The organism is Streptomyces cyslabdanicus (genome assembly GCF_052663305.1).
Map to the genome: position 1 here is coordinate 1 of NZ_JBQRUW010000081.1, position 13,171 is coordinate 13,171.

Annotated in this window: 12 protein-coding genes and 5 pseudogenes; 9 read left to right on the top strand and 8 right to left on the bottom strand. The window is 69.0% G+C overall.

Annotation, left to right across the window (positions count from 1 at the left end):
• Window positions 1-417: 417 nt before the first annotated feature.
• From ACTYVM_RS36325 to ACTYVM_RS36340, 4 genes and pseudogenes are all read right to left on the bottom strand, one after another.
• Window positions 418-678: a hypothetical protein gene (locus ACTYVM_RS36325; RefSeq protein ID WP_445530024.1), complete on the bottom strand. Its 261-nt coding sequence runs from the start codon at window positions 676-678 to the stop codon at window positions 418-420.
• 501 nt (window positions 679-1,179) lie between these two features.
• Window positions 1,180-1,317: pseudogene (locus ACTYVM_RS36330) on the bottom strand (IS21-like element helper ATPase IstB); the annotation flags it as partial.
• Between the two features lie 190 nt (window positions 1,318-1,507).
• Window positions 1,508-1,840, bottom strand: a complete 333-nt coding sequence (locus ACTYVM_RS36335; RefSeq protein WP_445530014.1) for an SDR family oxidoreductase — start codon at window positions 1,838-1,840, stop codon at window positions 1,508-1,510.
• 98 nt (window positions 1,841-1,938) lie between these two features.
• Window positions 1,939-4,062 (bottom strand): HEAT repeat domain-containing protein, encoded by a 2,124-nt coding sequence (locus ACTYVM_RS36340; RefSeq protein ID WP_445530015.1) that lies wholly within the window; start codon window positions 4,060-4,062, stop codon window positions 1,939-1,941.
• Between the two features lie 182 nt (window positions 4,063-4,244).
• Between ACTYVM_RS36340 and ACTYVM_RS36345 the strand changes: the two genes are divergently transcribed.
• From ACTYVM_RS36345 to ACTYVM_RS36360, 4 genes and pseudogenes are all read left to right on the top strand, one after another.
• Window positions 4,245-4,769, top strand: a complete 525-nt coding sequence (locus tag ACTYVM_RS36345) for an SMI1/KNR4 family protein (protein WP_445530016.1) — start codon at window positions 4,245-4,247, stop codon at window positions 4,767-4,769.
• A gap of 84 nt (window positions 4,770-4,853) precedes the next feature.
• On the top strand, window positions 4,854-5,240 hold the full coding sequence (locus ACTYVM_RS36350; protein ID WP_445530017.1) for a barstar family protein: 387 nt from the start codon (window positions 4,854-4,856) through the stop codon (window positions 5,238-5,240).
• Between the two features lie 11 nt (window positions 5,241-5,251).
• Window positions 5,252-5,623 (top strand): annotated as a pseudogene (locus ACTYVM_RS36355) (Rossmann-fold NAD(P)-binding domain-containing protein); the annotation flags it as partial.
• 28 nt (window positions 5,624-5,651) lie between these two features.
• Window positions 5,652-5,777 (top strand): hypothetical protein, encoded by a 126-nt coding sequence (locus ACTYVM_RS36360; RefSeq protein WP_263234397.1) that lies wholly within the window; start codon window positions 5,652-5,654, stop codon window positions 5,775-5,777.
• A 4-nt stretch (window positions 5,778-5,781) separates the two neighbouring features.
• Here the strand turns inward: ACTYVM_RS36360 and ACTYVM_RS36365 are convergent, their stop codons facing one another.
• Window positions 5,782-6,543: a maleylpyruvate isomerase family mycothiol-dependent enzyme gene (locus ACTYVM_RS36365; RefSeq protein WP_445530018.1), complete on the bottom strand. Its 762-nt coding sequence runs from the start codon at window positions 6,541-6,543 to the stop codon at window positions 5,782-5,784.
• A 162-nt stretch (window positions 6,544-6,705) separates the two neighbouring features.
• On the opposite strand from ACTYVM_RS36365, the gene ACTYVM_RS36370 reads away from it, so the two are divergent.
• Both ACTYVM_RS36370 and ACTYVM_RS36375 read left to right on the top strand, forming a co-directional pair.
• A complete protein-coding gene (locus ACTYVM_RS36370; RefSeq protein ID WP_445530019.1) occupies window positions 6,706-7,155 on the top strand; it encodes a transposase in 450 nt (149 codons plus the stop codon).
• Between the two features lie 633 nt (window positions 7,156-7,788).
• The gene (locus ACTYVM_RS36375) at window positions 7,789-8,658 is read left to right on the top strand and encodes an LLM class F420-dependent oxidoreductase (protein ID WP_445530020.1); all 870 of its coding nucleotides are present in this window, start codon (window positions 7,789-7,791) and stop codon (window positions 8,656-8,658) included.
• A gap of 7 nt (window positions 8,659-8,665) precedes the next feature.
• Here the strand turns inward: ACTYVM_RS36375 and ACTYVM_RS36380 are convergent, their stop codons facing one another.
• Window positions 8,666-8,863, bottom strand: coding sequence for a hypothetical protein (locus tag ACTYVM_RS36380; protein WP_445530021.1), 198 nt, complete (start codon window positions 8,861-8,863; stop codon window positions 8,666-8,668).
• Window positions 8,864-8,974: 111 nt separating this feature from the next.
• Window positions 8,975-9,610: an SMI1/KNR4 family protein gene (locus ACTYVM_RS36385; RefSeq protein WP_445530022.1), complete on the bottom strand. Its 636-nt coding sequence runs from the start codon at window positions 9,608-9,610 to the stop codon at window positions 8,975-8,977.
• Window positions 9,611-9,731: 121 nt separating this feature from the next.
• On the opposite strand from ACTYVM_RS36385, the pseudogene ACTYVM_RS36390 reads away from it, so the two are divergent.
• The 3 pseudogenes from ACTYVM_RS36390 to ACTYVM_RS36400 form a co-directional block, all read left to right on the top strand.
• Window positions 9,732-10,126: pseudogene (locus tag ACTYVM_RS36390) on the top strand (transposase); the annotation flags it as partial.
• A 545-nt stretch (window positions 10,127-10,671) separates the two neighbouring features.
• Window positions 10,672-11,004 (top strand): annotated as a pseudogene (locus ACTYVM_RS36395) (transposase family protein); the annotation flags it as partial.
• 549 nt (window positions 11,005-11,553) lie between these two features.
• Window positions 11,554-11,973 (top strand): annotated as a pseudogene (locus ACTYVM_RS36400) (IS5 family transposase); the annotation flags it as partial.
• Between the two features lie 67 nt (window positions 11,974-12,040).
• Here the strand turns inward: ACTYVM_RS36400 and ACTYVM_RS36405 are convergent.
• Window positions 12,041-12,781, bottom strand: a complete 741-nt coding sequence (locus tag ACTYVM_RS36405; protein ID WP_445530023.1) for a class I SAM-dependent methyltransferase — start codon at window positions 12,779-12,781, stop codon at window positions 12,041-12,043.
• Between the last annotated feature and the right edge of the window lie 390 nt (window positions 12,782-13,171).

Sequence of the window (13,171 nt, forward strand, 5' to 3'; positions counted from 1 at the left end):
CGGCGGGAATGTGAAGCTGCCCGTAGTACGGGCAGCTTCACATTCCCGCCGCCAGGCAGGCGTTTCCGGTCACGTTGAGCAGTGACCCGTCGAGTAATCCGTTTATTGAGCAAGCGGCTTGTGTCCAACGTGAACGGGTCTTCGGTCATCACGTGCTCCCGCAGGATCCGGGCGCGAGTCTGCCGCTTCTCTCACGGCAGGGGGTATGCGGCGGCGCACGCCGTGTCCGTGAACGAACGCGCCGGCCGTGCCTGGGCCAGAGTTGGACCGTCGCCGAGACCTCCACTCCGGAACGGACCGCACAACGGGCCTGCCACTCAGGCGTCTACTGCTCGGCGCGGATGCACACTTACCTTCCCGGACTTCTCATGGCGGAAGACCCACGTTCCGAGCGCTTTCTCGGGAGCGTCCAACGCGTCACCTGCCGTAGCTGAACCAGCGGTGCAGAGCTTCGTGCACGCTGTCGGGCAGTGCGCTGAGCACCTCAATCGCCTCCCGGTCTCCTGGCCAGGGGGCGATCCCCGCCACGGTCAGCGCCGCAAGCAGGTCCAGCCGCCGCAGGTCACGAGGATCGACGCGGCAAGCAATGCGGGTTGCAGAAATGGGCGGGGCCAGCAGGAAGTCATGCTCCGCGGCATGGTCCCGCACTCGATCGGCTGACGCGGTGAAAGTCTGCATGATCTTGCTCCGTTCTTTGTGCGCTTCCTCTTCACGGCCGCGCCTTCCCCGCGGGCCGAGTGTCCTGCGGCTTCCTTCCCTACGGGCCTCGACCTTCTGGCGCGGCGGGCAGATCGATTCGCCGACCGACGGCAGCCGCCTCTCCGGCCCGTTGCAATGATCGGCACCAGGGACAGTCCGCTCCCGTGTGGCCCTCGCGTCGGCCACCCTCCAGGACGCAGGCGGCCACCGGCTCGGCCGGGCCGGATACGAACTCGTCTCGCTCCACCGGATCATTGCGCATGCCCCACCAACCCCGTACGGCGGAACCTCGTTGCGGGCCACCATCACCCGCAGACCAGGCCGTAACCACCAGGGCACTTCGTCCCCGAAGGGAATCAGATGTGTCTCCTCCAGCCTGTCGGTGACAGGAACGCATCGCATCCGTGCTACGGCACCCGGCGGCGCCCTCACAGCAGGGTGGCCGCCCACCCGTCGGCCGTGGAGCGAGCAGCGGACCGCAACGTTCGGATCGGCGGCGAAGTCGAAGGTTCGCAGCGACTTCTCCCTTGGGAACGCGGCGGGCTAAACCCGCCTCTTCGAGCTGCGGCGGGCCCGGTCGTCGCACTCTGCCATCAGCAGTTCGGCGAGAAAGCCGGCCGTGCTCGAAGAAGCATGCCGATCTGTTACGGCATGGGCACCGCCTGGGACCTCCCCCTGAGTGGTGGACACGCTGATATTGGATCTGCTTGATCCGGAGGAAGCGAGAACACCGCCGATGGCGATGAAGGACTGATCGGACGAGTAGGACCGCTGTTTGACCAAACAACCCCGATGCAAGCGGTTGGCTTCAGATCAAATTCAGCCCGCCGTCGAGCACGATGACTTCGCCGGTGAGATACGTGCTGGCGATCAGCGACGCCACCATGTCGGCCACGTCGGCGGGCTGGGCCGGACGGCGCATGGGTGCGCGCTCCCCCCACAGCTCGTGCGCCTGTGCGCAGTCCTTCGTCATCGGCGTGTCCACCAGCCCCGATGCCACCGCATTGACCCGCACCTCGGGCCCGAGCGCGGAGGCGAGCAGTCGGGTCACGTGATTCAGTGCGGCCTTGCTCGCCGCGTATGGCACCAACGAGCCCTTGGGGCGCACCCCGGCGGGGGTGGCAGTCAGGGTGGCGGCCACGGGCTGGATGCGGCGCGGCCGGCGGGCGGGTTCGGGAATGGCCCTGAAGCCGCCGAGCTCGGTGACGGTCGCAGCGGTGGCGGAGGGGTTGGACAGTCTCAGGGTGTTCGCGGGGCGGGTGCTCCGGGTGCTGGAGGATCGAGCCGGGCGATGAGGGTACGGCCGACCCACTGGAGTTCCTCGTCGTGGTCGATGCTCTCGAACCTGCCTCCACGCCGGGGCAGGGCCAGTTGCTCGCGGAGCAGAGGCAGGGCCGGTGCCGCGAGGGGGCCCATGCGGTCCAGGCAGGCCACGACGTGGTTCGCCGTCGCGGGGTTCTGGGCCATGGCCTCCAGCAGGGCGTCGAGGACGGCCGGTGCCTCGGCCTCACCGCCGATCTCCCAGAGCGCGGCCGCGCAATGCACCCGAACCCATTCGTAGTCGTGCGTCAGGAGGTCCCGCAGGCGCGGCAGTGCGGCGGAGGCGGGCGGGCCCATCTCACCGAGCAGATCAGCCGCGTCACTGATCCGGAAGGTGATGCGGTCGTCGAGCAGGCCGAGCAGGAGCGGCATGACCTCGGTCAGGTCACCGTCAACGGCCCACAGCGCGGCGACGGCGGCAGGCCGTACGTGCGCGTCGGCGGCGGTGGTCAGCGACCGGATCGTGTCCCGTGCGCCGGTCGCCGCCGGGCCAAACGCCCCCAGTGCCTTCAGGGTCGATCGCGTGACGCCGTCCTGCTCATGGCGCACCACGGCGTCGAGCGTGTCCACAACCACGGGAACCGCGGCCGGGTCGGCCAGCGCGGCCAGGGCGGAGAGGATCGCGTTGGCGCTCATCTCGGTCCACTGGTGGGAGAGGTCGATCCGGCGCAGGTGGTCGCAGAGCCGGGGCACCAACTGGTCCGCCGCCTGCGGCAGATGCCCTGCGACCTGGATCGCACGCCAGGCGTCGACGTCGCTGTCCAGCGCGACCAGCAGACTCGGAAGCGCGCGTGCGTCGCCGAGGTGCGCCAAGGCCCGGACGGCCTCCTGGTGACTTCTGCGCAGCAGCGCGTCCGGTGCGGCCCATACGTTGGGGCCGTGCGCTGCGCGTTGGGCGTCGATGTGCGTGGCGAGTGCTCCCCGGGCCGGGGCGGCGATCGGGTGGCAGGACTCCAGGACGGCCGCGGCTTCGGCGGCGACTTCCTGGTCGGCGGTGGTGAGTTGGTCGGTGACCAGCAGGAGGAGGCGGGTGTGGTCCCCGCGCCAGGTGCGCATCAGTTCCCCGCTCATACGGACCGCGTCCAGGCGCGAGCCGGGGTCGGGGCTGGTCAGCTGCTCGGCCAGCACCGCTGTGCGTTCGGGCACCCGGGCGCCCAGGGCTTCGTGGAACGTACGCAGCAGGGCCGTGGTCGGTGCGTACACGCGGGTGTGCCGGTCGAGGTCCTCGAAGGCGGCGACGATCTGGGGCGCAACTCCATCCGTGGGTGCCGTCGGACGGCTCGGGGCCGGTGCGATCCGCCGCACGGGTATGGCGCGGGTGGTCTCGCGCAGCAGGCCGACGGCGGCCGCCACGAGGTCCTCGCCGATCTCGTCCGGGGCGCAGCGGGCCCGCTGGACCAGGGCCGCGAGCCGGGTCGGCGGGGCCTGGGTCGGGTCGGCAGCGAGCCCGGAAAGCCAGCCCCTGACCTGTTGCGAGGCTGCCGGCAGGCGCAGTGCCAGGGTGGCCGCCGCCTCAACGATCCGGAGCCGCGCCACCATACCGGGCTCGGCGGCCAGCCGCTCGCGCAGGAGCGCGGTGGCCCGGTCGGTGTCGTCGAGGAAGAGCCCGAGCCCGGGGATCGAGGCCAGGCGCACGTCCGGGTCGGGGTCGCGGGCGAGTTCGGCGAACTCCAGGCCCCGCTCGCGCAGGAAGGCAACGGCCTGCGCGCAGCCCATCGGGGGGTAGTACTCGATCTCGGTGCCGTCGTCCTCGAAGCCCCGGTCGAGGGACTCCCGGCCGATGCTGACCAGCAGCGCGACGACGGCGGCCCGGTCGGGCGTGGCGCCGTCGGCGGCCAGCTCGAACAGGAAGGGCAGGCTGGCTGCCGTGGGCGGGTACACGCTGCCCTGGTGATGGACCGCGCCGTAGAAGCGGTCGAGGGCCGTGCGGCGTTCCTCGGCATCCGGGGAACGCAGCGCCCACAGCAGCGCCGGCACCTCCTCGGCCGAACCGTACGCGTGCTCCATCGACGCCCAGTCGATGTCATGAAGTCCGTCGAACATGATCAGAACCATGCCAGGCGGCACTGACAACAGGGGCGTCCCGGTCCCCGGATCGCCGCGTCACGAGCCGTCGGGATCAGCTGGTACTCCGACGGAATCGCCGGGGTGAGGCCGACCGCCTTGATGGTGTGTCGTTTCCGGACCAAGAATTGATCTTGCTGCTGAGTCGTAGGCTGCCCGTCATGGCGCGATTCGACGAGGTCCTGGCAACGTTCTGGGCTAGCGGTGATTTCGGCGTCCAGCCGCCTCTGACGGACGGGACGGTGCGAGAAGCCGAGCGTGTGCTTGGTGTGACGCTGCCCTCGGCTCTGCTTGACCTTCTGCGGGTTCAGAACGGCGGCATCGTGGCTGATGATCACGATGCGTTCCCCACCAGTCGGCCGACCTCGTGGAGCGAAGCCCACGTGCCCTTCGATGCCCTGATGGGCATCGGGCCACGGGAGCAGATGACGTCGTTGCTGGACACCCCTTCCTTGGTCACAGAGTGGGGGCTGCCGTCGTCGATCGTGCTTCTCTCTGGCGACGGGCACTACTGGATCGGTCTCGACTACCGAGGTTGCGGCCCAGACGGCGACCCATCAGTCACCTGGTTTGACACCGATCTCGACACCGAACTCGCACTGGCCAGTGACTTCAGGACGTTCGTCGAGAAACTCACTGCAGGCAGCACCTTCGATCTCGACTCCGGCAACGCCATGTCGGGTTGACGTCGGTCTTTGGGCAGACGATCACGAGTGCGCCGCCGCGACCCCGACCAGATGCGGCGCAGTGCCGCACGTATCCCCCGAGCCGTGACACCGACATACGTGCTGGACGGCAGGCAGATCAGAACGCTGGAAGACTTCTGGCGAGTCATCGGCGAGGCGATCAACGGTCCTGGGGGCTACTTCGGTCGAAACCTCGACGCCTTCTCTGACTGCCTCAGCGATGGCTTCGGAGCGCCCGACGACGATGACTACGTGGTTGAGTGGCGCGACCACCAGGTGTCTCGTCAGCATCTCGGCTACCCGGAGACAGCTCGCCAGCTTGAGATCCGGTTGTCACGCTGTCACCCCACGAACCGGCCCTCGGTCAGCGCCGACCTTGCCGCAGCGAGACAAGAGCGCGGGACCACTGTCTTCGATTGGCTGATCGAGATTCTCAACGATCGCGCTCCTGGCGTTCTGCGACTCCTGTGACCGGTCACAAGGACTTCATGAAGCCCGTCCTGCGCACCACCGCCGACGCCCTGCAGGAACCCGCTCGCCTTCTCTCTGTTCGGGCCGATGACCGCCGTGGAACAGACGCTGCCGGGCATGCGCGACCTCGGCCGTGGCACGATCCTGTTCGTCAACGGCGGCAGCGCCGTGCGCCCCCACCCCGAGCGGGCCGGAACCTCCATCGCGTTCGCCGCCGAGAGCGCCTACGCAGCGATGCTCCACGACGGCCCCGCCGACGAGAACATCCATGTTGCCCAGCTGATCACCCCGGCGCCATCGCCGCCGCCGACGAGCACACCGACCCCGACCTCCTCGCCGACACCCTGTGGTCACTCCACCAGCAGCGCGGCGCCTGGTCGTAGCCATATCCCCTTCCCGGCTGAGTCGGCAGTGCTGCGGGAGGCGCTCGGGCCCGAGCTGTACGAGGCCGTACTGGCCGTCCGCCGCGCGGAGGCGGAGCTGTTCGCGATGTTCACCGACGCGGACGTCATCGAGGCCGTCCGCTGGCGGTATTGACTGGCTACTCCTCGGGCTCCCAGGCGATCAGCTGCTCGAACACCTGCTGGTCGCCCTCGATGTCCACGTCGCTCAGCGTGAGGCGGCCCCAGACGAAGAGGAGCAGCTGCTCGGCCGTGCCCGTGGCCGACGCGGAGGCGGGCGCGGCGTCATCCGTGAGTGGTGCGGGCCAGGCGCCGGTGCCGTCCAGCGCGAGGAGCCAGGAGCGGCCCTCGGTGGCGTGGTAGTGGATGGTGGCGGCCTCGTGCGGCCAGGCCGCCGGGGTGGAGTTGCAGGTGTCGAGAAACTCGGCCAGGCCGTCGATCGCGACGTCCGCCGGCATCGGCTGCACGGCGCCTGCGGCGAGCTGGGCGTCGTAGGTGTGCACCAGCACCTCGTGCACCCGGCGCCGGGCAACGCCCCTGGCATTCGCCGGCGACACGCCGGCGCCCCACCACACCCAGCACTCGCGCTCCCGGCCAGCCTCGCGCAGCGCACTCAGCAGCAGCTCGTTCGACTCGGCGTACCAGGCCAGCAGCGCCTCGAGCTCGCGCGGCACCTCCGCGGCATCCTTGGCCGGCGGAGCCTCGGCCGGGCCCGCGGCGACGATCGCGGCCCACCAGCGCTGGCCCGTACCCAGGTGCTGCACCAGATCGAACAACGTCCACCCGGGGCAGGACGGCACCGGCGCGTCAAGGCTGGGCGCGGCGGCAACCGCACTCCGGAACGCGGCCGACCGCTCGTCGATCAGTTGCAGCAGGGCGGAATACTCAAGACTCTCTGTCACATCGCTTACCTATCAACCCAGCTCAGCCGACCGCACCCTATTTTCCAGGCCGTCAGCTGCGGGAGTCAGAACACCTAATGGAAAGCCTGGTCGTCGCCATATCCCCTTCCTGGCTGGCTCGTTGAACGAGTCATGGGGAAGGGGAACGGTCCTCCGTGGAGGATGCCGGATGACCTGTGGGGGCGGATCGAGCCGTTGCTGCCGGTCAGGCAGCGGCGTCCGCGCCATCCCGGCCGGCTGCCACTGGACGACCGTGGTTGCCTGCGGGGCTTCCTGTTCGTGCTGCACACCGGGATCCAGTGGGAGTGGCTGCCGCAGGAGCTCGGCTTCGGGTCCGGGATGACGTGCTGGCGCCGGCTTCGGGACTGGCACGAGGCCGGGGTGCGGGACCGGCTGCACCAGGTGCTGCTGGCCGAGCTGCACCGTGCCGCGGGAGTTCCGCACGGCTCCGGCCTGGGCTCGGTCCGCTGGGTGGTCGAGCGGACGAACGCGTGGATCCACGGCTTCCGACGGCTACGGATCCGCTGGGAGATCCGCGACGACATCCACGAGGCGTTCCTGAAGCTCGCTTGCTGTGTGATCACCTACAGGCGAGTCCAGGCATTGTGTTAGCTCCGCCAAGAACACCCGGACTGCTTCGGCTTCTGTGATTCTGCGTGGTGCCATGCACGCCCCTGGCTTGTGCTGTGGTGCGTGTGGAGGGCACACCGGTCCTTCGCCGCGCGTGGCGGAGCCGGTCTTCTCTTCCCTGGCAGCGATGTCTCATCGTGGCGGTCGATGTCGCTCAGCGAGCAGGATCGGACGAAATAGCCTCGGGTGGTGAGCGGTTGACGGCTTTTGGGACGTTGAGCCCGCAGGTCAGCCTGGGGCCGGGGCACGTAGTGGGGCCACGCACTGTTGCTTCGAGTACGCCGGTCGGATTCTCGCTTCCCATCAGCCCCTTGGGCGGGCACCGCTTCACAGACGCACGACGGTGCGAGGAGAGGGCTGCTCCTGGTGGCGGAGGGCGACGGGATGGAGTGCGAGGGACATGGCGGCAATGGTCGGCCGCCTCCGGCTTGGCAGGCGCCGCCCCCATGCTTTCACGCCCGCAAGGCGTCCCCGCCCAGGGCCGGAATGACAGCGCAGGCACCGGCGATGGCCTCCCCCGTGCGAGTGACATGCCGTGCTGCCTCCACGCGCGGCATGCCACGTCACCCGAACGCGTCCGCGCCGCGCACTTAGGGTGACGTCAGGAGGTGGCGGATGCGAGTGGGGTTGCACGCACTCGGCATCGGTGACGGTGCCCGTCCGGAGGTCATCGAGGCGGTGGCCACAGCCGCGGAGATGTACGGCTTCGCGAGGCTCTGGTGCGGCGAGCACGTGGTGCTCGTGGACGCGCCCGTCTCCCGTTACCCCTACTCCGCGGACGGCCGGATCGCCGTGCCCGCGGACGCGGACTGGCTGGACCCGCTGCTCGCCCTGAGCTTCGCGGCAGCGGTCACCAGCCGGATCGAGCTCGCCACCGGCATGCTCCTGCTGCCTGAACACAACCCCGTCGTGGTCGCCAAACAGGCCGCCACACTTGACGTGCTCTCAGCCGGGCGGTTCACCCTCGGTGTCGGGGTCGGCTGGTCGGCCGAGGAGTTCGCAGCGCTCGGAGTCCCCTTCGCCAGGCGCGGGCGGCGCACCGAAGAGTACCTCGCCGCGATGCGCACCCTCTGGTCCGAGGAGCCGGCCTCCTTCGCGGGGGAGTTCACCCGCTTCGACGCGATCCGCGTCAACCCGAAGCCGCTGCGCGGCGGCCGGCTCCCGGTCGTGGTCGGCGGCAACAGCGACGCCGCCCTGCGCCGCGCGGTCACGCTCGCCGACGGCTGGTACGGCTTCAACATCCCGGCGGCCGACGTCCGCTCGCGCGTCGCCGTCCTCGCCGACGAGTGCGCCCGCCACGGTCGCGCCTTCGACGAGCTCACAGTTGCCGTCGCGTTGAGCGATGGCACACCGGAGCACCTGCCCGCCCTCGCTTCAGCGGGCGTCACAGAACTCGTGGTCGTCGGCGCACCCCCACCCGCTCCCGACACGGCGGCCACCTGGGTCGCGGAACTCGCCCGGACGTGGATTCACCGGGAGGGCTGACCGGGGGTCAGTCGGGCTCGGCCGGGCGCAGCAGCTCGACGACGCGACGCTGCGTCGGGTGTCGGCCGGAGACATGAGCCTGGAGCAGATGTCCATGCTCGCCGAGGTCGCCGACGTGCCGGACGCGGAGGGCCGCCTGCTGCGGGCAGTAGCCCGGGACGAGGTCGAGGAGGACGGCGGGCGCGGCCGCTGGGACCTTGAACACGCTCTCCGCATCTCCGGACGCACCATCAGGTCCGACCAAAACGAAGCCAGATCCCGCCATAAGTGGATCTCGAACGGACAACGCCCCTGATACGGAGGCCGGAGCCGATGACTACGAGTCCCAGTCGAGGCGGCCTCTGACGACCGGCGGGGGCCCGATGTCCCCGTCTGGCCATCCGCGTCCTTGGTCGAACGCGTCGGCGATGCCGGTCAGGTACTCGGCCAGCGTCTGCGCGCGCATCTTGGTGGCGTCGTAGCGGCTGTAGTAGCCGAGCTGCCCGTAGGTCTCCGAACCGGGGGTCAGGTCGACGAAGTCGCCGAACAGGCCGTCCTCCCCGTTGCTGATCAGCGGCAGGTACTTCAGGTGTACGTACTCCTCCAACCCGTGGAGGTCGAGGTAGTAGCGGGTCTGGAGTGGATGGATACCGGTGTCTTCGGGCAGGAAGTAGCAACATTGCGCGAGGGGTTCCCACCGCTCCCACTCCGCGTCCCGTCTGGGGCCCATGCTCTTGGGCTCGGGCCCGTCGAACTCGTCCTCGTGCCCGGTGCCGTTGCGCAGCAGGTAGAAGGCCCGCACATCGGCGGGCAGAACCGTTCTGAGCCGCGCTTCATGGGCACGGATCTCCTCCTCGGTGCACGGCGGGGGCAGCGCGGCATAGTTGCGCGGCGCGTTGTTCCTGAGCCATGCCTCGATCCGCGCCCAGGCGGCGCGGGTCTGTTCGGCCCGTATCTGATCACCTTGAATCATGATCTGGACCTTAGCCGTGGGGTGGGACAGAGCCGTTCGGAATAACTCGTCGAGCAGGACTCCGTCAGGCCTTTCGGGCGCTGGTGGCCAGCGGCATGGTGGGTGTGTCTACGCATATGAAGTGAATCGTGTTCGGGTGAAGTTGGCGTTATTCGTGGCTGATGTGTTCTCCTCGGTGCCGCGCAAGGACCAGCGGTCCCAGAGCGACTGCTATCTGCGGGGACTGGTGATGGACGGTCGCCGCAAGTCCATCCAGGCCATGGCACTCGCGGCTGCCGGACGGCAACGAGCAGAACATGCAGCAGTTCGTGAACCAGTCGCCGTGGGATCCGGTGCCGGTGCGGCGGCGAATCACGCAGCGGATGGTGCCGCTGATCAGCCCCGATGCCTGGGCGGTGGACGACGTGTCGTTCCCCAAGGACGGCCGGATGTCGGTCGCCGTCGCCCACCAGTACTGCGGAGCATTGGGCAAACAGGCCAACTGCCAGGTCGCGGTGAGCTTGCACGCGGTCACTGTCCTGGACGACCTCGGCACGCACCTCGCAGTCATTGCCGGTCGACCACAGAACACCCGCCTCCCAGTCCTGGTAACCGCAGTCCCACCGCGGCAGGGCCACCCCGAGCAACCACCGGCCCGGGTCGCCGATCTCCGAGAGCATCACCTTGGCGAACCGGGCGGTCAGCCGGTCGTGCAGACGTTCGGCGTTGGTGCCCTCGCGCAGCTGGCGGCCCACCTCACGGGCGATCTGCCGGACGGCAAAGTCGCTGTGCACCCGCTCCAGCAGCAGGTGCACCGGCTCCAGCACGGCATGTATCTGAGGGCTCATGGCCAACTGCGGTCCGTCGTACGACCGCGCCGCCCCCGCCCCTGCTGCCGCGCTCTTCGGTCCCGGGCTTCGAGGGGAGGGCTGGCTGTTTCCACCCGCGCGAAGCGCGAGACCACCGCAGGCTTCCGTACACGCAGCAGCGACAGCCGGGGTTTTCATGGTCCCAGCGCCCTCAACTACCGGTACCTCGCCTACGGCGGGTGAGAAGAACACGCGCTCGTCACCCAGACCCTCGCCCTGGTCGACGGCATTCCCCCGGTAGCCGGACGCCCGGGCCATCCGAGTAAGCGCCCTGAGGCCGTCCTGGGCGACAAGGCCTACGCCTCGAAGGCGGTACGCCGTGCGCTACGACATCGCCGGATTCTGCTGGTGATCTCCCGCAAGGGCGCCCCGAACATCAAAGGCCTGGGCAAGCTCCGCTACGTCGTGGAGCAGACTTTCGTCCTGCTCCCCCAGTTGAAACGCCTTGCCGTGCGGTGGGAGAGGCGCCTCGAACTCCACAACTCTTGCATCTCACTGGCCTGCAGCCTCATCTGCTGGAGGTGCCTCAAGCAGGCCGCATCGTGATCCATCGAGGGGTGCCGGAAAGGCTGGGGCCATGGCTATGCCGAGGCAAGGAAGTCCCGGACCGCGTTCGCGAAGCCGACCGGGTCGTTGGCGTACAAGAAGTGGTCCGTCCCCAGTTCGACGAGACGGGTGCCGGGCCGCCGAGCGGCCATCTGCGCTGCCTGCTCCGCCGACAGCACACCGCCTTTGGCACCGCGTATCAGCAGCGCCGGGCAGGCGGAGCCGGGTTGTATGAACGGCGGTGTCGTGCAGTCGACCAACCCGACTGATCGCCGGGGTGCGTGAACGGCTCCCAGGTTCGTGCGAAAGGGGAGTGTCGCGACCGGCCTGCCACCGCTCGACTGGCGGAGAAGGGCGGCAAGCGCCCTCTGATCTGTGCGCGATCGCGTTGCGAGTTCTTCTGCACCAACGCGGCCGTCGGCCCCGCACCAGGCGGGGCCGTTCTCCCACCACTTCAGGCGGAGGAAGTGGGCTGCCGTGGTGCGACGAACAGGCGACATGGTTGCGTCCTGAGAAGTGGTGTACGGGCTCCCACCTGATCCGGGCGTCTGCGACGGCCGGGGACTGCCGCCGGCCTTCACCCTCACCGCAGGCAACGTCAACGACTGCACCCAGTTCGAGGCGGTGATGGCCCGCGTCCGTATCGGCCGGTGCGGGCCGGGCCGCCCCAGAACCCGGCCCGAGCGGGTGGTAGCGGACAAGGGCTACTCGTCCACGAAGATCCGCACCTACCTGCGCAGGCGGGGCATCAAGACGGCGATCCCCGAGCGGATCGACCAGATCAACGGACGCATCCGACGAGGCGAGAGCCGCTGCCGACTCGACCGGGCGGCCTACCGGCGCCGCAACGTCGTCGAGCACTGCTTCAACCGGCTCAAGCACAACAAAGCCCTGGCCACCCGCTACGACAAACGCGCCCGCCACTACCAGGCCCTGGTCACCCTCGCCTGCCTACGACTCTGGCTGCCCCGACTTTACGGACACGACCTAGAGCCAACCGGGGAGGGGATACCTTCACGTCTCGGTGCGGCGGTGCTTATGGTTTGTGGGTTACCCAGAGCAGTTCCGCCGGCCAGCGGTATGCCCAGTCAGGCGGGTCGGTTTGGTTGTAGCCGTTGGCTGTTCCGGGTTCGGGCCGCGGCTCGATGAGGTCGTCGATGACGAGACCTGCGCCGCGCAGGACCTTGATCCAGTCGCCGTAGGTGAGCTGATAGCTGACCGCGCCCTGGTCTTCGGCGATGGTGTCCAGCCCGAAGTAGTCCTGCTGCAGCGTCGTGGTCACGCGGCTGGCGGCTTCGTCGTAGCAGGCTTCGAACCATGGGCTGGCGACGTTGAACACCAGGCGCCCACCGCGGCGCAGGATGCGTGCGGCCTGCGGGACGGCCAGGTGCGGGGGCGCCCAGCTGAGCCCGCCGTAGTCGCAGAACACCAGGTCGAAGCTGTCGGCGGCGAACGGGAGGTGTTCGGCGGCGCCTTGCACCAGCGGGTAGCGGGCCGCTCCCATCGCGCGAGTTGCCGCGGCGAGCTGGGCTTCGGACAGGTCGAGCCCGACCACGGTGGCGCCCTCGGCGGCGAGCGCCCTGGACCACTGGCCGGCGCCGCAGCCGAGTTCGAGGACGCGCTTGCCGGTGACGTCGCCCAGGGCGTGCAGGTGCGCGTCGGGGATGGCGTACGTGCCCCACAGCCGGGGCGTTGCGCCGATCTGCGGGTCGTGCTTGTGCTGGTAGGCGCTGCTGATCTGGTTCCAGAACCGCCGGTTGGCAGAAATGCTGTCCACGCGCCGACTCAAGCACTGCCTGCCGGGGGCGGTCAACACGATTGTGCTGCGACCGGGACGGTTCGCCGGTTCACGGGTGTCCTGTCTGGCTGCCGATGCGCTCGGGTGGGATCGATCGACCCGATCCAGCGTCAGGTGACGTGGTGACACCAGGGGTTCAAGTCGTGCACTTGCGACGAGCATTGCTCGCCAAGCAGGCGACTCAAGAGCTGCGCCGCAATCGACGGATCTGCGTTCAGGCGTTGAGGGTTTGACGTGCTCCCTGGCCTAAAGTCCAGGGATTCCAGCCTGGGTCGTCTGACCCTTCCGGGGGCTTCCTGCTTCAACGCGCTGTGCGGGCACGTGTGCCCGTCTTACCGGCACTCCACAGGCGTTTAGCGTCTCCACCCG